Source organism: Lactococcus taiwanensis (assembly GCF_014905395.1).
Taxonomy (GTDB): domain Bacteria; phylum Bacillota; class Bacilli; order Lactobacillales; family Streptococcaceae; genus Lactococcus; species Lactococcus taiwanensis.
On the sequence record NZ_BNDT01000002.1, the window covers coordinates 107322 to 127340 of the forward strand.

At 33.9% G+C, this 20019-nt stretch carries 16 protein-coding genes; 15 read left to right on the forward strand and 1 reads right to left on the reverse strand.

Annotated elements, in window-relative coordinates; all coding sequences use genetic code 11:
* The first annotated feature begins 3 nt into the window (after positions 1-3).
* The 15 genes from JKP71_RS02855 to JKP71_RS02925 all read left to right on the forward strand — a co-directional run bounded on the left by JKP71_RS02855 (position 4) and on the right by JKP71_RS02925 (position 18288).
* Entirely contained in the window at positions 4-1194 is a 1191-nt protein-coding gene (locus JKP71_RS02855; protein WP_200406973.1) for an ABC transporter ATP-binding protein, read from the forward strand.
* Entirely contained in the window at positions 1172-2551 is a 1380-nt protein-coding gene (locus JKP71_RS02860; protein ID WP_200406974.1) for a DUF2142 domain-containing protein, read from the forward strand. The genes JKP71_RS02855 and JKP71_RS02860 overlap by 23 nt, the downstream gene beginning before the upstream one ends.
* Positions 2552-2559: 8 nt before the next feature.
* On the forward strand, positions 2560-3525 hold the full coding sequence (locus JKP71_RS02865) for a glycosyltransferase family 2 protein (RefSeq protein WP_200406975.1): 966 nt from the start codon (positions 2560-2562) through the stop codon (positions 3523-3525).
* A complete protein-coding gene (locus JKP71_RS02870) occupies positions 3522-5279 on the forward strand; it encodes a rhamnan synthesis F family protein (RefSeq protein WP_075525192.1) in 1758 nt (585 codons plus the stop codon). The genes JKP71_RS02865 and JKP71_RS02870 overlap by 4 nt, the downstream gene beginning before the upstream one ends.
* Before the next feature lie 10 nt (positions 5280-5289).
* Entirely contained in the window at positions 5290-6021 is a 732-nt protein-coding gene (locus JKP71_RS02875; protein WP_075525193.1) for a glycosyltransferase family 2 protein, read from the forward strand.
* On the forward strand, positions 6021-6386 hold the full coding sequence (locus JKP71_RS02880; protein WP_075525232.1) for a DUF2304 domain-containing protein: 366 nt from the start codon (positions 6021-6023) through the stop codon (positions 6384-6386). Before JKP71_RS02875 ends, JKP71_RS02880 begins: the two co-directional genes overlap by 1 nt.
* Before the next feature lie 25 nt (positions 6387-6411).
* On the forward strand, positions 6412-7578 hold the full coding sequence (locus tag JKP71_RS02885; protein WP_200406976.1) for a nucleotide sugar dehydrogenase: 1167 nt from the start codon (positions 6412-6414) through the stop codon (positions 7576-7578).
* A complete protein-coding gene (locus tag JKP71_RS02890) occupies positions 7565-8362 on the forward strand; it encodes a glycosyltransferase (RefSeq protein WP_200406977.1) in 798 nt (265 codons plus the stop codon). The genes JKP71_RS02885 and JKP71_RS02890 overlap by 14 nt, the downstream gene beginning before the upstream one ends.
* Before the next feature lie 33 nt (positions 8363-8395).
* Positions 8396-9529 carry a glycosyltransferase gene (locus JKP71_RS02895; protein ID WP_200406978.1) on the forward strand — a complete coding sequence of 378 codons (1134 nt, stop codon included), beginning with the start codon at positions 8396-8398 and terminating at the stop codon, positions 9527-9529.
* A gap of 47 nt (positions 9530-9576) precedes the next feature.
* Positions 9577-10572: a stealth family protein gene (locus JKP71_RS02900; RefSeq protein ID WP_075525197.1), complete on the forward strand. Its 996-nt coding sequence runs from the start codon at positions 9577-9579 to the stop codon at positions 10570-10572.
* 23 nt (positions 10573-10595) lie between these two features.
* Positions 10596-11708, forward strand: a complete 1113-nt coding sequence (locus JKP71_RS02905; protein ID WP_200406979.1) for a glycosyltransferase — start codon at positions 10596-10598, stop codon at positions 11706-11708.
* Positions 11709-11739: 31 nt separating this feature from the next.
* The gene (locus tag JKP71_RS02910) at positions 11740-13161 is read left to right on the forward strand and encodes a lipopolysaccharide biosynthesis protein (RefSeq protein WP_075525199.1); all 1422 of its coding nucleotides are present in this window, start codon (positions 11740-11742) and stop codon (positions 13159-13161) included.
* 29 nt (positions 13162-13190) lie between these two features.
* The gene (locus JKP71_RS02915) at positions 13191-14996 is read left to right on the forward strand and encodes a hypothetical protein (RefSeq protein WP_200406980.1); all 1806 of its coding nucleotides are present in this window, start codon (positions 13191-13193) and stop codon (positions 14994-14996) included.
* An 11-nt stretch (positions 14997-15007) separates the two neighbouring features.
* On the forward strand, positions 15008-16453 hold the full coding sequence (locus JKP71_RS02920; RefSeq protein ID WP_075525201.1) for a DUF2142 domain-containing protein: 1446 nt from the start codon (positions 15008-15010) through the stop codon (positions 16451-16453).
* Positions 16454-16590: 137 nt separating this feature from the next.
* Positions 16591-18288 (forward strand): LTA synthase family protein, encoded by a 1698-nt coding sequence (locus JKP71_RS02925; RefSeq protein ID WP_200406981.1) that lies wholly within the window; start codon positions 16591-16593, stop codon positions 18286-18288.
* A gap of 53 nt (positions 18289-18341) precedes the next feature.
* Here JKP71_RS02925 and JKP71_RS02930 read toward each other — a convergent pair whose 3' ends face one another.
* On the reverse strand, positions 18342-19640 hold the full coding sequence (locus JKP71_RS02930) for a GH25 family lysozyme (protein WP_200406982.1): 1299 nt from the start codon (positions 19638-19640) through the stop codon (positions 18342-18344).
* Positions 19641-20019 lie beyond the last annotated feature (379 nt).

A 20019-nucleotide genomic window follows, 5' to 3' on the forward strand; every position in this document is an offset into this window, starting at 1 on the left:
AAGATGTCAGAATTTGCAGTTAAAATTGATCATGTAAGTAAATACTTCCGACTTCCTACAGAAGCAACTACCAGCTTAAGAACAACGCTAGTGAATCGCTTACGTGGCATTAAAGGTTACAAAGAACAACACGTCTTAAAAGATATTGACTTCGAAGTTGAAAAAGGAGATTTCTTCGGTATTGTTGGACGAAATGGTTCAGGAAAATCTACCCTTTTAAAAATCATTTCTCAAATCTACACTCCTGAAAAAGGAAATGTCACAGTTAATGGAAAATTAGTTTCCTTTATCGAATTAGGTGTAGGATTTAATCCTGAACTTACAGGGCGAGAAAATGTCTATATGAATGGAGCGATGCTTGGCTTTTCAACTCAAGAAATTGATGAAATGTATGAAGATATCGTTGATTTCGCTGAGCTCCATGAATTCATGAATCAGAAGTTAAAAAATTATTCCAGCGGAATGCAGGTTCGGCTGGCATTTTCTGTTGCCATCAAAGCTCGGGGAGATGTACTCGTTCTTGATGAAGTACTTGCTGTCGGAGATGAAGCATTCCAAAGAAAATGTAATGATTATTTCTTAGAACGTAAAAAATCAGGCCAAACTACCATATTGGTTACGCATGATATGAATGCTGTAAAAAAATATTGTAATAAAGCTGTTTTAATTGAAAATGGATTAATAAAGATTTCAGGTGACGTTGACAAGGTTGCCAATCAGTATAGTTTAGATAACTTAAAAAGACTACAAGCTGCTGAAGGTAAAACTCAAATGGTAGAGGAGTTCGTGACTGATTTGGATGTCAAGCTTCTTTCCTCCGTTCAAACTACTCCGGATAAACCTATCCAATTTGAAATTAGGTACAAGGTGAAGAAAGATATCCAAACGTATGTTGCTTTTTCACTTACAGATGCGGATAGAAATATATGGATTTATAATGATAATTCACTTGATTATCTCACGAATGGTACCGGTGAAAAAGTAATGACTTACTCTTGTAAGCTAGATCAAGTAAACAATCTGAAACTTAAGCTCCAAGTTTCAGTACGCAATTCGAAAGATGAAATGATTGCTTATGACCCTGATGAAAAAATTATACTGATTAATAGGACAGATATTGACAAGAATGATATAAGCGCTAAAGATTCAGCAAGTGGACTTATTCAACGAAATGGAGTTTGGGAATTTGCGTAAGCGAGTAAATCAGATTAAACCAGAAAAAGTCTTTTTAATTATAGCTTTAGTGGCTGGTTTTGCATTTACATTCATACAGCCTCTTTTCATTGAACCTGATTCAAGCTATCATTTTGATAAATCAACTTATCTCACTAATACGGTGGTAGATAGATCAGCAATAGGTTTTCCTGCTGAAGATTACCAATCCTCTCCAGTTCCTTTTAGCACCGTAAGCTCAATGATGAAAGAGGGCACTTATTTCAAAAATTTTTTTGAGACAAAACTACCAGTTATTTCAAGAGACAAAGTTATAGATCAAAGAGCAGTTGGGCAGGCTTGGTACCAAGATATTATGCACTTGGTTCCAGGCATAGGAGTGAAACTGGGCTATGTTATATATCCCTCAATTGGTTCAATGGTGCTCGTAGCAAGACTGTTTAACCTAATTTTCTTTATTGTTTCTCTATATTTTATTATTAAGAAATTGAAGGCTTACCAGATGGTCTTCACTGTCATTTCAGTCACACCTGTTGCAATTCAATTTGCGACTAGTTTAAGCTATGATTGTTTTAACTATATCGCTTTTGCTTGGTTAAGTGCTACTTTGATAAATATCGCTGTTGACTACAAAAATGCGGACATAATTACTTTCCGTAACTTCTTTCAGAGAATAATAGGGCCAGTAATCATGCTTTATTTTTCAAAATCTAATTCACGATTACTTTTTATCTTAGTCTTAATAATGCTAATGGCATTGATTCGAAGAAAGTTAAATTTCCAGATCAGTAAATTTCAAATTTTAGCAGGAAGCTTTTTTGTGTTGGTTCTAGGAGCTAGTATATATGCTGTGAGATATCATGATCAAATTAGAGTTGTAATTAACAAATTCATCTATACTTTGATGGAGCCTTATTATTCAGTACTTACTACACAAGTAATTAGTGGTACTTCGACATCCGCTATACCAGCGTGGTTTTATCCAATCCAATATACAGCACTAGTCCTTTTATTCCTCTCTTATACAAAAGAAAGGGTGCCTCGATGGTTTGCTTGGATGGGTATGGTTTTAAACTTAGTTAATTTGTTTGGGATTTTGTTCAAATTTGCAGTATCCCCTTCTTATCTTGACCATATTATCACAGGTCCACAGGGGCGTTATTTTACAGCGTTTCTCTTAATTTTAGCCCCAATATTCACTTTATTAGCACAGAAAATAAAAATCAGGGTTTCGGGCCTATGGCTGAAAAAAAGTATTATACTGATCAGTGTGATAGCGCTTGGTCTTAATCTGGGAGTTACGAGTCTCAAGTTTTATCATTTACACCTTCCGTCCGATGAGTACCGTTCAGGTATAGAACATTATATATTTAAATAGGTGAACATATGAATCCTAAAATTACAGTTGCAGTAGCTTGTTACAATCATGAAAATTACATTGAGGAATGCTTGCGGAGCATTTTCACGCAGACGCATCAGAACATAGAGTTACTGGTGTTTAATGATGGATCTACGGATAATTCTGATAGTATTATTGAGAGAACACTTCAGGAGTCACCTTTTGAAACCACGTTGTATTTTTCAGAAAAAAACCAAGGTGTAGCAAAAGTTCGTAATGAAGCAATTGAAAAAATGACAGGTGAATTCATAATTTTCATGGACAGTGACAATTTTATGCCTGCAAAACATTTAGAGATTCTTCTAGAAAAATTACAGTCAACAAATGCAGATATAGCTTATTGCCAGTTATGGGACTTTAAAAATCAGCGCGATGTCCTGAGGAGTGATTTGGAGTATTCTTTAGAGAAAGAATTAAATGGAAATTTAATTGATGTCTCTTCGTTAGTTAGAAGCACAATTATAAAATCTATCACCTTTGATGAGGAATTAGAAAACCTTGAAGATTTTGACTTCTGGTTAAATGCCATTTTAAATCATCATGCTAAACCTCTGTATGTCTCAGAAACTAAATTAAATTATCGAGTTCTCAATAATTCACGTAGTGCCCGAGAGAATTGGGAACAATATTATAAATCTTATTTCTATATATTAAATAAATATCAAAATGAGATACCAACACAAATTATTAATGCGCTTCAAGGAAATATCATGTATTGGATTAAAAAAAATAATGACCAAGCACTACACTACCAAAAAGCTATTCTTGATAAGGATCGTCATATAGAGGATCAAGAAAAGTTTATTACTCGGGCTCTTAAAGACAAAGATACATACATTAGCAGCCAAGAACGTGCTCTGGAACAGTTCAAGCGAGAGCTCGAAGAAATTCGCCATTCTAGAGCGTATCGCTTAGGCAGAAAAATACTCCACCCTTTTAGGAAAGAAAGATGAATAAAAGATTACTACTTTACGTACATTTTAATAGAGACAATAAACTCAGCCCTCATGTGGTTTATCAACTCCAACAACTCAGAGGGCTATTTGGAGAGGTTTTCTTTATATCAAATAGTGTCTTATCTTCAGAAGATTTAAAGATTATAAAGGAGAAAAATCTAATTGATGGCTTCATGCAAAGAAAAAATCAGGGATATGATTTTGTTGCTTGGGCGGAAGCCATGAAGAAATATGGATTTGATAAATTAGCAGATTATGATTCAGTCACTCTAATGAATGACACTTGTTTTGGACCTATTTATGATTTTGGTGCACCTTTCGAGAAAATGGATACGAATGTTCAAATTGATTTTTGGGGAATTACCAATAATCGTAGTCATAAAGTAAAACCATGGGCCGATCGGTCAGAAGTGGTATTACCTGATCATATTCAAAGTTATTTTGTTAGTTACAAACAGAAGATTGTCAAATCGGATACTTTCAAAAATTTTTGGGAAAATGTCACTGTTTTGGATGATGTTGTAGAAGTAATAGTCAAATACGAAACGGCTATGACGAAATATTTTGAAGATGCTGGCTTTAAATCAGCAGTGCTGTTTGATACCCGTAAGGAAAATTGGACAGGGATGATGGTACATGATTTTTCAGTATTCAACATGCCAGAATTATTAAAGCGACATATTCCTTTTTTGAAAATAAAGGCATTTACCTATGGAGCAGATAATATCTACACGCCACTTGTAATGGAAAGAATAAAACAGGAAACAAACTATCCTGTCCGTTTCATTGTAGACCATATGACGGATGTAGATTATCCTGATCGTGAATACATGTTGGCTGAAAAAACACGTATTTTTAAAGATGATTCAACAGTTAATGGTAATTTGAAGGTAGGAATACATTTACACGCTTTTTATCTTGATTTAATCCCCGAGTATATAGAATACTTCAGGACCTATGTCAAAAATTATGATCTCTATATCACTACAGATAGTGAGAAGAAGAAGTTAAAAATTGAAGAAAATTACAAACTTCCTGAGTTAAAGAGAGTAATTGCGACGGGAAATAAAGGGCGTGATGTCCTTCCTTGGATGATAATTTCTAAAGAGATGAAAAATTATGAACTTATCGGTCATTTTCATACTAAAAAATCAAAGGATAACGATTGGATTGTGGGAGAATCTTGGCGGCGTGACATAGAATATTCGTTATTAAAACCAGCACAACAGATTTTTGAGGAGTTTGAACGAAATCCAAAACTTGGCTTAATGATTGCTGATGTTCCCTCATTTTTTGAACATTTCTATGGTCCGACATATATCACTGAGCGAGATATATGGCAAGATATGGAACAAATTTGGAATAAGATAGATTTTATTAACCCAAAAGAGTTAAAACAAAAAGACAGTTATGTTATGAGCTATGGAACCATGCTATGGTATCGTCCAGAAGCTCTACAGAACCTTCTCGATATAGATATTATTGAAGATATTCCAGAAGAACCGCTACCTTATAACAGTATTCTCCATGCTTTTGAACGTTTAGTTGTCTATGTTGCTTGGGCGAATGGTTACGATTTTGAAATTTCACAAATACAAACTAATAATGGATTTATTTCTAATTATTCTGCAAATAGACTCCTTAGGGCGGTAGAAACGGATCTTACACAAACTAAGCTTCGAGATCTGATTAAAATGACACTCAGAAAAATAAGAGTTATTCTCAAATATCGTCTTACAGGGAAAGGATAAAATAAACTTTATGAAAAGTGAAAAAAAAATACTGCTTATCATTCCAGCCTATAACGAATCTGAGGGTATCGTTGATAACATAAATACCATAAAGAAGTACATTAAAAACTGTCCTTACAATTTAGAATATGTGGTTATTAATGATGGTTCAACTGATAATGAAGAAGAAATCCTGACGGATAATAATATCAATCATATTGAACTGATCCAAAACTTGGGGATCGGCGGGGCCGTGCAGACAGGTTATATGTTTGCTAAAGAGAATGGCTATGATATCGCAGTACAATTCGACGGGGATGCTCAGCATGATATCCATTCCTTACCTAATCTTATTGAGCCCGTTCTGAGAGATGAAGTAGATTTTACAGTTGGGTCAAGATTTTTAGACGAAAGTAATTCAGAATTTAAATCTTCTAAGTTACGGCAGTTGGGTATTAAGATATTATCTAACTTAATATATATTACTTCAAAGATAAAAATTAAAGATGTGACAAGTGGATATAGAGCGGGAAATAAAAAGGTAATCGAACAGTTTGTTAAACGATATCCTAGACAATATCCTGAGCCTGAGAGTTATATGCATTTATTTGCTAAAAATATACGCGTAAAAGAGGTAGGAGCAAGAATGTTTGAACGGACTACAGGGGAGTCTAGTATCAATATGATAAAAGGTATAAATTATATGATAAGTGTATCTTTGTCTATAATTGCTAGTTCTTTAATTGGAAGGGAGACAGAATGATGCCCACACAGCTTAGAATCATAGCTATTTTGCTTGCACTTCTATTCTTTTTCTATACGATTAGATTAGTTAGGAGAGATAGAGCAGAAATACGTCATATGTTAAAGTGGCTTGCTCTAGCTCTTATAATTTTAATTGGATCAATATTTCCAGAGTCTGGCAGTAGAGTCGCTCACCTATTAGGTATACAAACTTTAACTTCTCTTGCGTTGTTTATACTAGTTGGACTTCTATTAATCATAACTTTAAAATATCAAATTTCTCTTATATCAGCTGAAAAGCAGCTAAAAAATTTGGTTCAGGAGATGTCATTACTAAAGAAGAGAATTATTGAGTTAGAACAAGATAAAAAAGAAAAGAAATAGCATAATATGCTGAAGGAAGGTTTATATGAAAATTTCAGTTTTTGGTTTAGGGTATGTGGGATTATCCAATGCACTTTTACTCGGACAACATGAAGAAGTGGTTGCATACGACATTGTGGAAAGTAAAATTGATACACTCAAAAAGAAAAAATCAACTTTAGATGATAAAGAAATTATTGAGTTCCTCCAATCGGATAGTGTTAATGTCAAATTCACAAGCAATTTCAGTGAAGCGGTTAATCATGGTGAATATTTAATTATCGCGACTCCCACTGACTATAATGAGGACACGCAACATTTTGATACATCCACAATCGAAAATGTAATTGAAAAAGCTCTGGCAATTCGTCCTGATGCTACATTTATTATAAAATCAACAATTCCTGTTAATTACGTGAGAAGACTCAAGGAAAAATATCAAACAGAAAATATTATTTTTTCTCCAGAATTCTTAAGAGAAGGAAAAGCACTGTATGATAATCTCTACCCTAGCCGAATCGTAATAGGAGAGGTGAGTGAACGTGCTCAGATACTCGCGGAGATGTTTAAACGTGGATCTCATAAAAAAGAGGTGCCTACTCTTTTAATGAATGAAACAGAAGCTGAAGCTGTAAAACTCTTCTCAAATACATATTTGGCATTACGCGTTGCGTATTTTAATGAATTAGATACTTATGCCGAAACAAACAACTTGGATACGAAGAAAATAATAGAGGGAATGGGTTTTGACCCACGTATTGGTAATTACTATAATAATCCATCATTTGGGTATGGGGGATATTGTTTACCTAAAGATACAAAACAAGTTAAAGCAGAGTTCTATGGAGTTCCTCAGGAAATGATGACAGCCATTGTAGGGTCTAACACTACTCGCAAAGAATACATTGCTGAACAGATTTTATCCAGAAAACCAGATAGTGTCGGGATTTATCGCCTGACTATGAAGGCAGGTTCTGATAATTTTAGATATTCTGCCATTCACGATATTATTCGATATTTGGAAAAATCTGGTGTAGAAGTTATTATTTATGAACCAAGACTAAAAGAAAAAGTTTATCATAATATTATGGTTGAAGAAAACTTTGATGCATTTAATGAAAAAGTAGATATTATTGTTGCGAATCGTATGGATGAAGTCCTAGAAGCTGTTCGTGAGAAGGTATACACAAGGGATTTATATGAAAGAGATTGATGTTAAGCACACCTTCGTTATCTGTGCATATGAAAAGTCAATACATTTGGAGAATTGTATATTATCTCTTTTAGCACAACAAAGTTTTAAAAATGGTAAGTCTAAAATAATACTTTATACTTCAACACCTAATGATTACATAACTTCATTATGTCACACTTACAATATTGAATGCTTTATTGGTGTAGGAGGGGGGATAGGCGCAGATTGGAATGGGGCGTTGTCCTTTGTTGATACTAAATATGCAACTATTGCCCATCAAGATGATATATACGAACCTGAGTATGGCGAAAATATTATAGAATCTTTTGAAACGAACGCACAGTTAAATATTGTATTTACGGATTACTATGAAATTGACGGTGAAGGAAGTTATCGTTCTCGAAATTTAAACCTTAAGATTAAAACGGCTGCGCTTAAAGTTATGTCTGCATTTAATAATAAAAAGTATCAGAGGAGAGTCTATTCCTTTGGTAATTTTATTTGTTGCCCAGCAGTTTCATATAACTTGAGTCGATTAAGAGGTTTTAAATTTAATGAGTGTATGAAAATGGCCTTAGATTGGGATGCATGGGAGCGTATTATGAAGATGCCTGGAGATATAAAATTTTTATCAGGTCACCTTATGGCTCACAGAATTCATGAAGAGTCAGAAACAACAAATAATACTGTGGATAAAAATAGAGAAAAAGAAGAGTATGAAATGTTTAGGAGATATTGGGGCAAAACAATATCTCGACTTCTAATGAAATTTTATGTGAAAAACCAGCAAGGAAACATTTAAATTGAAAAAATATGAGGAGTTTACGTAAAACGTATGAAAAAAATAACATTTGCAGTGGGAGACCTTCAAATGGGGGGATCTATGCGAGTTCAAAGTGTAATTGCAAATAATTTAGATAAAAGTAAATTTGATATCTCAATTTTTTCTATGAGAAAAGTAGAAAGTTATTTTCCTTTAGATGCTCCAGTATCCTATGCTAAACATGCTATAACCAAAATGCAATTTAGAAAGATACTTGTTAGTACGGGTTTTTATAAGTATATACTAAGACGTCCAGTTGATATGACCGTGATACCAAATAAAGAAATGGTCGATGATTTAGTAATCTTTGTAGAAGAAAATAAAATTGAAACACTGATACTGGTTGAACAGTGGGCGGTTGTTGCTAAAGACTTAAAAGACAGGCTACCGAATGTAACTTTAATTTCATGGCTTCACTTGAATACAAAGATATATGAAACTTTCTTATATGGAAAAAGCTATGAGAAGTTATTATCTGGTTATAATAATAGTGACGTCATTTGTGTTTTAACTAAGGAAGATAAGGACCACTTAAATTCATTAGGTTATAGAAATGTACGAGTTATGCATAATCCAGTGACGATAGATTCTGATAATAGCCAATCTGAATTAGAGAGTAAAGTAATTAGCTTTGTTGGAAGAATTGATTATAACCATAAGGGACTTGATTATTTGCTTGAAATAGCCAAACAGCTAGATAACGATTGGAAAATAGATGTAGCTGGGAGTGGAATGTGGCTTGAAGAGCAGAGGTTTAAACGAGATATCAGAAGAAATGGCTTGGAACATAAGCTAGTTTGGAGAGGGGCAAAAAGTGGAGCACAATTGCAAGAACATTTCAAAAATAGTTCTCTCTTCATAAGTACAAGTCGATTTGAAGGCTTTCCCCTCGTATTTGCTGAAGCCATGAGCTTTGGTCTTCCAGTACTGTCGATGTCCAATTCTGGTTCTCGCGAAGTACTGGATGAGGGGCGATATGGCGTACTGGTAGAAAACGGGAATATTGAAAAATTTATGAATGAACTCAAAAATCTTCAAAATTCAAAAGAACTTCGAGAAAAGTATGCCCACCTCTCACTTCAACGCTCGGAAATGTTAGAAATTGACAAAATTATCAACAATTGGGAACAGCTACTGCTCAAGTAAAAGCATTCTATGGTAAAAGTTCAATACGTTAAGATAAAGGAAGAAGAATGACGGAAAAGATAGATTTCGTAGTAACTTATTTGGATAGTACAGACGAAGATTGGATAAAACAAAAAGCTCAATACAGTGGTGAAAGTATTGAAAAAGCATTAAACTCGGAAGCACGCTTTAGAAATATGGACAATTTTCAATACTGGTTTCGTGCAGTTGAGAAATATGCTCCTTGGGTAAATAAGATCCATTTAGTGACATGGGGACATGTACCTGATTGGCTGGATACGAATCATCCTAAACTTAATGTTGTACGTCATGACGAGTTTATTCCGAATGAGCTTCTCCCGACATTCAACTCTAGGACTATTGAACTAAATTTTGATAAAATTGATTCCCTTTCTGAGTTTTTTGTAAATTTTAATGATGATATGTTTTTAAATGCAGAGGTAAAAAGTGAAGATTTCATCAAGAATGGGCTTCCTGTTTTGCAATATTTAACTATGCCAATACCAGCGGACAGTAAATATAATATTGTGCAATTTAATAACAATTATAGTGTTAATAAAGCGATACGAGATAAAAAATTTATTACTAGAAAAAAATTATCGTTAAAAAATGGATTTTTTGCATTCTTGATAAATCTTTGGCTGTTGCCAGTACAACTTTATACCAAGCGCTATGTTGGCTTTTTCCAAGATCATTTAGCGCAACCTATGCTAAAAAGTAGTTTCAAGGAATTACGCAAAGTAGTTTCCGACGAGTTTGATAATGCTTCTAGAAGTAAATTTAGAAGTCCAAATACGATTAATATTTGGACAGTACTTGACTACCAACGAGCAGAAGATAAATTTTATCCACACAATTCATTTAAATTTGGGAAAGTGGTCCCTTTAGAGAATAATAAAAAATATGAAGAAATTTTGAACTCCAAATATAAACTTATATGCTTTAATGATGGCTCGGCGGAGATAAACTTTACTAATGAAAGAGATCATCTCTTGGAAGCATTAGATAAAAAATTTCCTGAAAAAAGTAGTTTCGAACTATAATAGTGTAAAGAAAAATGTGAAGAATGAAAAAAGTATTGTTTGTTGTAAATAACTTAGGAATGGGCGGCATACAAAGGGTTGTTACAGTAGTCTCTGAATCTTTAGTTAATGATTATAATGTAAAGATATATTCCCATGATAAAGTGGATCCCTTCTATAAAGTTGAAGAAGAGGTTGTTTTTGGGGAGAAAAATATCTTCGAAAAACGCCTGAATCCCATATATCTGGGGATAAATGTCCTATATAGGTTAGTTTTTAAAAAGAAGAAGACATTGATAAATACCCATGTCAATTCTTTGTGCCGATATCTAGAAAAAAATCCAGTAGATACAGTTATTATTAGTGGCCCTTCAGTTGTTAAGGCTTCGGTAATAAAAAAACGGTTTCCTAATATTAATGTAATTTTATGGATGCATAATAATCATAAAGTTTATTTTGAAGGTTATTTTTCTAAAGTTAAGGATAGTTTGATTGAATCAATGCAGGGTGCAGATACTGTAGTAGCCTTAACAGAAGAAGACAAAAGAGGTTATGGGGTTATCTCTGAGAATGTCGTGAAAATCAATAATCCTATCACTTTAGATAATTTAGGATTAGTTTCAGATTTAAATGAAAAAATTATAAGTATCACATGCAGGTATGATATCCAACATAAGGGATTAGATTACCTTGTTAAAATTGCAAAAAAATTACCTGAAGACTGGAAAATTGCAATAGCTGGCTCGGGGAATACTCAAGAAATTGATGCATTGAGAAAACTCATCGCTGATGAAAAGGCAGAAGATAAGATACTACTCAGAGGGGCACTAGAAGGTGAACAACTTTTGAGACATTATAAAGACTCCTCGATATACATCATGACTTCGCGATGGGAGGGTATGCCCCTAGTATTAGCTGAGGCAATGAGTTTCGGTCTTCCCATTGTCGCTTTCGAGCAAAGTGGAAGTTCTGAAGTTTTAGATGATGGAAAGTACGGGATACTAGTAGAAAATGGGAACGTAGAGGCCATGATAACTGAGTTATTGAAGTTGGCTGAAAATCCAGAGTTGAGAAAAATTTATCAAAGAAAATCCTTAGAGCGCGTCCAAAATTTCAAAGTAGAAATTTTACAAAAACAATGGCAAAACATTATTTAGTTTTGTTAAGGAATGAGAAAGATATCATAATATGAAAAACTTGAAGACAGGAATGTTCTTTACCACAATAGGTGTTTACAGTAATTTTCTTTTGCAGCTAATAATCAATGCGGTATTAAGTCGACTACTTACACCTGCAGAATATGGTATAGTAGCAATAATACAAGTGTTTATTGTCTTCTTTAGTATGATGATAGAAGCAGGTATGGGGCCCGCAATAATCCAAAACAAGCGATTGTCGGAAGAAGATATTAAAATTCTTTTTAATTATTCAATAATTTTTGCTCTAGCTGTAGCTGTTATTTTCGGATTGTTTGGTCATGTTTTAGCTTTAGTGTATAATAATGATATATATAAAACACTGACATGGGTTCAAGCTATTTCTGTTTTATTTAATGGGATGAATATTGTTCCATCAGCGTTGTTAAATAAATCTAAAAGATTTAAACAAGTTAATTTTAGCTTGGTTATCGGAAATATTATGGCCGGAATCGTTGGTGTCGGGCTAGCTTTTCTTCATTTTGGAGTTTATGCACTTATCATAAGTGCGATAATATCATCTATCGTTAATTTTTCCTTCAACGCTTACTTTACAAAAGTAAGATTCAGCAAAAAATTTGATTTAACCCCTCTCAAAGAAATTTGGGAATTCTCTAAAAATCAATTTGCGTTTAATTTTATAAACTATTTTTCACGTAATTCAGATAACATCTTAGTTGGAAAATTTATGGGAGAGGTCGCTTTAGCTAATTACAGCAAGGCTTACCAACTCCTAATGTTACCAAACACACTTTTTCTAGGAATTATTAACCCTGTCCTCCAACCAGTATTATCAGATTACCAAGATAATGTAAGTTACATTCGAGATATATACTACAAAATTGTACATATTTTAGCTTTAATAGGGATCCCTTTATCGATCTTCCTCAGTTTATCTTCTAAGCAAATTATTTTCTTTTTATTTGGTAGTCAATGGGAACAAGCAGTTACACCCTTTGCAATATTGGCCTTGACCGTTTGGGTCCAAATGACTTTATCAAGTAGCGGTGCGATCTTCCAGTCAAGAAACCAACCACGACTCTTATTTAATACAGGTGTTATTAGTGCGATTATAATAGTAGGATCGATTATCGTCGGGATATTTGCGGGTACGATAACTTCTGTCGCTATTTCTCTATCAGTAGGTTTTGTTATAAACTTTTTTATAAATTTTAGACGTGTTGTTAAAATTTCCTTAGAAGGTTCTATGTTAAAATTCTTAGCAGAATTTAAATCACCATGTTATTTAGGGATACTTACTTTTATTGTTTTAGAGGTAATTAGTATTTTTGAGCCACAAAATATATTTTTTGTATTGGTCATACGGGGCATCGGTCTAATAGTGACCATGCTACTTTATATTACTTTAACTAAAGAAAAAAATTTAATCCAAGAGATTTTAAGAAGTAAATAGCTTCTTTCAAATTAAAGAAGGAATAAAGAATGCCAAGTGAACTATTAAAAAAATTAGTAAAAATATTTTTTCTAATCAATATTTTTCTATTTTTCGCACAAGGAAGCCCTCTCACAGTGAATGCCAAGACTACAGACGGGAAAGTCGAGAAGAAGGTTGAACTTAGAGTTACGGATTTTGGACAGCCAGTTTCTGGAGGAAAGTATAATGCAATAAATGTTGATGTTCTTTATCAAAAAATAGTTGAGGGAAGCTTTACTGATAGAGATGTATCCTCTCAAGCTTGGACAAAATTGGGAGATATTTATTCAAAGGACGATAAAGCGTTAAAAATATCGGGCACATACACTATTGGGCCTGGGGTTAAAAATACCTCATCAGATGCTCTCTATATATTGAATAAAATAATAAATGACAGTTATAATGCCGCGATGACACTAAATGGGGCTGGGAATATCATAGCTGGTGGAAAAGATAGTACAGCTATTACTTTTAAAGCCCCCAAAGTAAAAGGTGAACCTTTTACAAACAAAGAGGGAAAAGGGGAGGCTAAATTACCTTTAGGTTATACTGCGATATTTGATTCGGATAATCGATTACAGAAAATAGTAGATATCACTGAAGCAACAAAAAATATTAGTCTAGATTTATCTAATCCTGATTCAGGTATGACGATTAAAACAGTAGACATGCCTAAATCTAGTTTAAGTGGTACAAATCAATATACTATTGAGTCTGGAGAGAGTATTAAGTATGTAGTAAAAATAAAAGCTGCTTATTTAAAAGATGGTGCAAATTTAACAATCGCTCCGCAAGCAAACTTAACAATTGATGATATTTCAGTGCCCTATACCCAGACAGATTACTATAATCCAATAATTACACCGAGTGTCTACGAACCTAGTATCACAAGCATCTCGCAAATAAATGATAATTACGATGGTGTAATTACTTTACTTGGTGCTTCATTGGTTAATCTTCCGTTATATAATTATAATATCAAGTTAGATCCTTCTGAGGAAGACGTAACGATAGAGATTCATGCGCACATCTCACCACAAGTCAACTTAAAACGTCAAATAAATTTTCCACCAAGTACTGATACTATGGAACTGACTATTCCTATTAACGCTTATCAGACAGCTAAACAAACTTTTGCTTTTAAATTATCGTTAAGTAATGGAAAAGACAATTTGACTGGCACATCGCCTTCAGTAACATCTACTGGGATTAATTTTGTAATGATGGATACTGAAAAAAATAAACTTGCGAGTGGTGCGCAGTATCTTTTAGGTAAAAAAAGGGGGGATAATTATGATATATACACTCAAACTGGCAATTGGGTAGAGGTAGCTGATTTATCGTCCGTTTCCTCTATTGAGCCTTTAGTACTTGAAGGTGGGAATATCTATTCGCTAGGTGTATCGAGTGGGATGTCAATTCCTTTAAATACTAGCCTATTTGATTTTAACGCGAAAAGAGAAACGAAAACTAATCAGTCATTAATTAAGATAGTAGGCCTAGCTAGCAGCAAAGATTATTTCTTGTATCCTATAAAGGCCGCAGAAGGTTATGATTTAAAGCAGTCAATTATTCCTTTTACTACTTTTAATGAAATGAACGGTAAAAATAGCGTAGGGGATGCCCTGACCCAAAATTATAAAGTGAATAGCTTGATAGGAGACTATTCTGCTGGTCAGTCTGAATATAATGTGCTGTCGGTTACTTCTGATGATAAAGTATCTAACTACTCTTCACTCAGAGTTTTAGGAGGTATAGCTTTAGGAGTTGTTGTAGTAATACTTGTTTTATTACTTATTCTGAAATTTACGTAGGAAGTAGATAAATGATTAATAGAAATATGGAGTTAGATATCAGTCAGTTAGAACAAAGCCATGATACTAATGCAATGAGTAGAAATATACATAAAATTTATTTAATAGTAGCGGTCGTCTTAGGTCTCTTTTCTTCAGTAGTTAACCCTATTTTCAATGAACCAGATTCCCCGTATCATTTTGAAGCGTCGGCCAACTTGGTTGGCTTAGTTGTAGATATTTCACGTTATGGTTCTACGTCGGTTACAACATCGCTGACGGGGCAAAGCCAGTCTTATGTAGATGGTACTCATTTCGAAAAATATTATCTGAATGAGGCTTATATAACTGAAGCTAAAAACTTTCCTCGGGAAATAGGGGGAAATATCCTAGATTATGCTCAATTAGGTCATATTATCCCGGCAATCGGCATATGGATAGGCTACCATATTTACCCTTCCATTGGAGTAATGGTAGTATTTGGTAGGCTCCTATCCAGTCTAGTATATAGCTTATTAATTTATTTTATAATAAAAAGATTGAAAAAAGGGAAGTTAACCTTCACGGCATTGATGCTGTCTCCGGTTATTGTAAGTCAATTTTCAAGTTTTTCTTATGATGCACTGTCTTATGTTTTGGTAGCAGCCTCAGTGGCTGTAGCGATAAATGTAGTAGATGATAATAAGCTATCTCCCAAAAATATATTGGAAATGCTTATAGTTAGTTTTTTGATATTAGTAGCCGCGAAGCTTAATTTTAAAACTATAATAATAATTTATCCATTAATTGTAGTAGCAATATGGTTTAATAAGCATGTTCATAAAAAAGGTAAGTACAGCCCTATTAGTAGTAAAAGTAGCACGCTCTCTTATGACAGAAGAAGAAAGAAAAGAAATCACAACTTAAATTTGATGAAAATAGGGGCATTGTTAGCGGCTGTACTAGCTTTTATCGTTGCTGCTATCGTAATTTTGCAGAGATATGGCGGAATTTTTTATGTACTCAGAAGATTAGTAGTTAATCTTGTAAGTAATGTTGCTCCACCAATGTTTACTTCTCTTTTTGTAAGTCCATATCGCACAAATTCAATTCCGATTTGGGTAACAGTTTCTTGGTGCGTTTTACTTATATTGTGCTTATTAGCTGAAGAAAAATTTGTGAAATCTAAATTAATCAGTTTCGGAGCATTGTTGTTATTAATCTTAAATATTTTAGCTGTATATTTCCAATATATGATATCCGGCTATTACGATACAGGAACAACGGCTGCAAACCAGTTAGTGGGTGCGATAAGCGGGGTTCAGGGTAGATATTTCACTCCTTTATTTTTATTGCTAGTATTGTTCAGCGGGAGCACCTATTTTAAGGCTAAGATAAAGGAAACTAGAGTAATAGTTGCTTTGGTTATATCTTTGGCTGTGCTTTCTAATATCATATTAATAGTGAATAATTTTTGGGGCGTTATTTTGGCCTTGTAAAATGAGGAAACTAAAGGATTTCATTTTTAAAAGAGAGCAGTTTAGCATTTGGCGTACAACTGCTCTTTTTTGATGCTTCAAATTTTTCTCTTAGACTTTTGGTTTGTTAACCTTTTCAGAAAGCGTTATAATGAGATATGATAAAGAAAAAAGAAAATCAGAGTGAAACATATGTGAATGTGATGACGAAGAAAAAATTTTATCTGGCTTTGTGTAAACTTATACTCATTTTTATAGTTGTTACTGGAGCTAGTATTAAAAATAGTTGGGATTTTAATTTATTTTTTTCTAGCTTAGTAGAATATTTTGCTCTCTATTTACTGGTACAACTCTTGCCCTTGAAATGGTCAGTCGCTCGTTATATAACCTCCTTTATTTCTACTCTCCTATTCTTGATTAATCTTGGTGTAGTTGCTTTTTCTGGGACATTCACTACATATATTATGTGGAATAACTTAGAAAATTTGAGTGCTTTGGGTTCCTCGTTACTACTATATTTATTCGCTATAGTATTGGCTGTTATGATATCATTGTTGCCTATTTATAGCTTGCGTTTTAATAATATCGGGAAACTCGTTAGTTTTACTTTCATAGTGCTCATTTATATATTTATGGGCATATTTGGCTCTAAAACTCCATTTTTGGGGTGGAAGGACTTCGTAAAAGAGTACTATGAAGTAGTTAGGCTTACGGTAAATCTTGGGGAAAATAGTAACGACAAGCAACGGGTATATAAGACTTTTGAAAGATCAAACGTTGAGAACGGTGTTAAAACTAATTTAAATAAACCGAATATAATAATTATTTTTACAGAAGGTTTCAGTTCTGAAATAATGGATGTAAATAATGATTTAGGTTTAAATATTACACCTAATTTAAATCAATTTTCTAAGGAAACACTTAATTTTACTGATTACTTTAATCATACGGCAGCAACTTATAGAGGTTTACGAGGTCAGCTTTTTTCTTCACAGCAATATTCTGAAGGGTACGAGAATGGAACGAGTGGTGTAGCTAAAATGTTACAAACTAATCAAGTATCCCTCCAAAAAATATTGAAAAAACAGGGTTATCAAACGATGATGATTAATCCAGAACCAGAGCAAAAAACTTGGACCACTTATCTCAAACATTTAGGATTTGATCGTATCGTATCAGGCTCTTCTGATAGTCTGACAACGAGTGTAGGTGAAAAGATTTTAGCGGATCAGGAAAATTATAATTTACTCTTTAATCAAGCAGTGAAAATGAATTCTATGGAAGATCCTTTTCTACTTGTGGACTATACTTACCAGACACATGTAGGCGTCAGTACGGATATGAAGTATGGCGACGGTAAAAATACCTATCTTAATAAGTATTATAATTTGGATGATGCTTTTGGTAAATTTTGGAAGAAAATTAAAGAAAGCGGTTTGGTTAATAATACAATGGTTATATTTACATCTGATCATAGTACTTTTCCTGATCCAATTTACAATGCAACATTTAAGACAACAAGGAACTATTTTGCTGCTCCAATACCCTTGATGATTTATTACCCAGGGGTAGAACCAAGAAATATAAATGTGGGAGGGAAAAATAGTTTATCATTAACTCCTACAGTATTAGATTTACTTGATGATGAGGAACATTTAAATTATTTTTTGGGTGATTCACTATTTAGTGACACTAAAAATCCATTTCAGTATATTACAGCGATACAAAATAAGCTTTATAATACGCAGGGCGTAAGTCAAAAGGATACTATGAGAAATGTAGGAATTGAACTGAACAATAAAGCTCTTAAATATAAACTTGAAGAATATTATAAAATCTCATTAAATTATCGCTGAGATAAAAAAATATCGGTCGAACCGATATTTTTTTCTAGTGATTTTTGTTCAAGTTAATTAGATTTCCATGCCGTGCCTTCATTTCTCCACCCTAATTTTACAAGTGAATTTTGTTCATAAGAATTTAAAGTGTAGTTATGCATTCCATTGTTAGGATTATAAGCGCGGTGTACAGCTTTAGAACCTCCGCTGTAGAAGCTAATACCTTCATATCTCCACCCTTTTTTAACAAGTTGATCTTTTTCATAACTACTTGTAGTGTAAAAATGGTAGCCTCCATTTTTATTATAAAGCCGGTAGACAGGAGCTGTCTTTGCTGTAGAAGAAACCCAACCAACTCCTTCATAGTGCCATCCACTATTTTGTAGAGAAGTTACTTCATAAAAGTTCATCGTATAGAAATGCTCACCACTATTAGGGTTGTACATACGATAGACATCATTTGTGGAAGTTGGGTTGAAGATGTTATTATAATCGATAGAAGTATCAACGGCGTTAGCTCTCAAATTAGCTGTACCTTGGAAATACATTTGGCTCGTATATTGCCAAGCCCCATATTGAGTATTTTGTAAGTTGCTAGCAGAAGGTTTTCCATAGAGATATTGAGCCACCCAGAAATTTTTAGCACCCAGAGTAGCAGGTTTCATCGTGCCGTTTTCGGCCCAGTTTTTCGAGGTGTAGTAGCGTACATTTTTATATCCAAGCGCTTTAACTTTGTTCGTGAAGTTCTGTGAAGCTTGGGTCCATAATGATGACGACGTACCTGTATACTCAGCATCTTCTATCATTACTGTACCAGTACTTAGACCTAAGGATTTTGCCATGTTAACATAGTAAGTTGCTTCCGCTTGGGCTTGGGCGTTAGCGGTGGCTTGGTTGCTCGTGCTCCCAAAGATCGCAAAGTGATAGGTTGCCACTTTGAGTCCAGCATTTTGTGCCATCTTAATTTGATTTGCCGCATAGGGGTTTTTATAGTAAGTTCCCTCTGTTAGCTTGACAATAATCGTCTTAACACCTGATGCTTTAAGCGAGTTGAAATCTGCCTGCGTCATCCACGATTGATAACTGGAGACGTCAACGGCATCTCGCCGCGGAAGTGAAGTATCGTTAGAGCTTAAGTTGGACGGAACGCTTGCTGAAGCTGCAGAAAAAGAACGGGCTTGTGGTGCATTAGAAGTTTCATTTTCTTCTGTGTTTTGTGCTGATGAGGAGGCTTCCTCTTGCGTCTCTTGCTGAGTATAGTAGCCCATCGGGTGATCGACTTGAGAAACGGTGTCATCTGCGTGTGCGGGTAAAGCAAAAAGTCCTGTAATAATAAGAAGAGAAAAAAGATAACGTTTTTTTAGTTTCATTTATTTTGTCTTTCTAGTTGATAAAGTAAATAATTTAAAGATGCAACTATTATTATTTTACAATTATATTAGCCTGTCTTTGTTGCGTTTTGGTAAAAACACGTTAGGGGTTCGGGTCAAATGTTTATGGGAGGTTATAAAAGGCTACGTTTTAATGAGAAAACTGTAAAAATTCATAATAATTATGATGGAACTATTTTATCATGAAAGGCGTTAAAGGGAAAATGATATACTGAAGTTTGTCTCGTATAGTTTAGCTTTTTATAAAGATGATAAATCAGTTGTTGAAATGCTTATGAATAAGTGGTAGAATAGTAAAAATAAAAAAATGGCGGGAGCCATAGAAATACAGTCATACTTTTGGAGCTGACTGATAAAT

What these genes read in the sequence shown, in the direction of transcription:
- JKP71_RS02870 (WP_075525192.1), top strand. Translation starts at nt 3,522, where the DNA reads ATGAATAAAAGATTACTACTTTACGTACATTTTAATAGAGACAATAAA.
- JKP71_RS02900 (WP_075525197.1), top strand. Translation starts at nt 9,577, where the DNA reads ATGACGGAAAAGATAGATTTCGTAGTAACTTATTTGGATAGTACAGAC.
- JKP71_RS02930 (WP_200406982.1), bottom strand. Translation starts at nt 19,640, where the DNA reads ATGAAACTAAAAAAACGTTATCTTTTTTCTCTTCTTATTATTACAGGA.
- JKP71_RS02915 (WP_200406980.1), top strand. Translation starts at nt 13,191, where the DNA reads ATGCCAAGTGAACTATTAAAAAAATTAGTAAAAATATTTTTTCTAATC.
- JKP71_RS02890 (WP_200406977.1), top strand. Translation starts at nt 7,565, where the DNA reads ATGAAAGAGATTGATGTTAAGCACACCTTCGTTATCTGTGCATATGAA.
- JKP71_RS02920 (WP_075525201.1), top strand. Translation starts at nt 15,008, where the DNA reads ATGATTAATAGAAATATGGAGTTAGATATCAGTCAGTTAGAACAAAGC.
- JKP71_RS02860 (WP_200406974.1), top strand. Translation starts at nt 1,172, where the DNA reads ATGGAGTTTGGGAATTTGCGTAAGCGAGTAAATCAGATTAAACCAGAA.
- JKP71_RS02865 (WP_200406975.1), top strand. Translation starts at nt 2,560, where the DNA reads ATGAATCCTAAAATTACAGTTGCAGTAGCTTGTTACAATCATGAAAAT.
- JKP71_RS02855 (WP_200406973.1), top strand. Translation starts at nt 4, where the DNA reads ATGTCAGAATTTGCAGTTAAAATTGATCATGTAAGTAAATACTTCCGA.
- JKP71_RS02905 (WP_200406979.1), top strand. Translation starts at nt 10,596, where the DNA reads ATGAAAAAAGTATTGTTTGTTGTAAATAACTTAGGAATGGGCGGCATA.
- JKP71_RS02910 (WP_075525199.1), top strand. Translation starts at nt 11,740, where the DNA reads ATGAAAAACTTGAAGACAGGAATGTTCTTTACCACAATAGGTGTTTAC.
- JKP71_RS02925 (WP_200406981.1), top strand. Translation starts at nt 16,591, where the DNA reads ATGATAAAGAAAAAAGAAAATCAGAGTGAAACATATGTGAATGTGATG.
- JKP71_RS02885 (WP_200406976.1), top strand. Translation starts at nt 6,412, where the DNA reads ATGAAAATTTCAGTTTTTGGTTTAGGGTATGTGGGATTATCCAATGCA.
- JKP71_RS02895 (WP_200406978.1), top strand. Translation starts at nt 8,396, where the DNA reads ATGAAAAAAATAACATTTGCAGTGGGAGACCTTCAAATGGGGGGATCT.
- JKP71_RS02880 (WP_075525232.1), top strand. Translation starts at nt 6,021, where the DNA reads ATGCCCACACAGCTTAGAATCATAGCTATTTTGCTTGCACTTCTATTC.
- JKP71_RS02875 (WP_075525193.1), top strand. Translation starts at nt 5,290, where the DNA reads ATGAAAAGTGAAAAAAAAATACTGCTTATCATTCCAGCCTATAACGAA.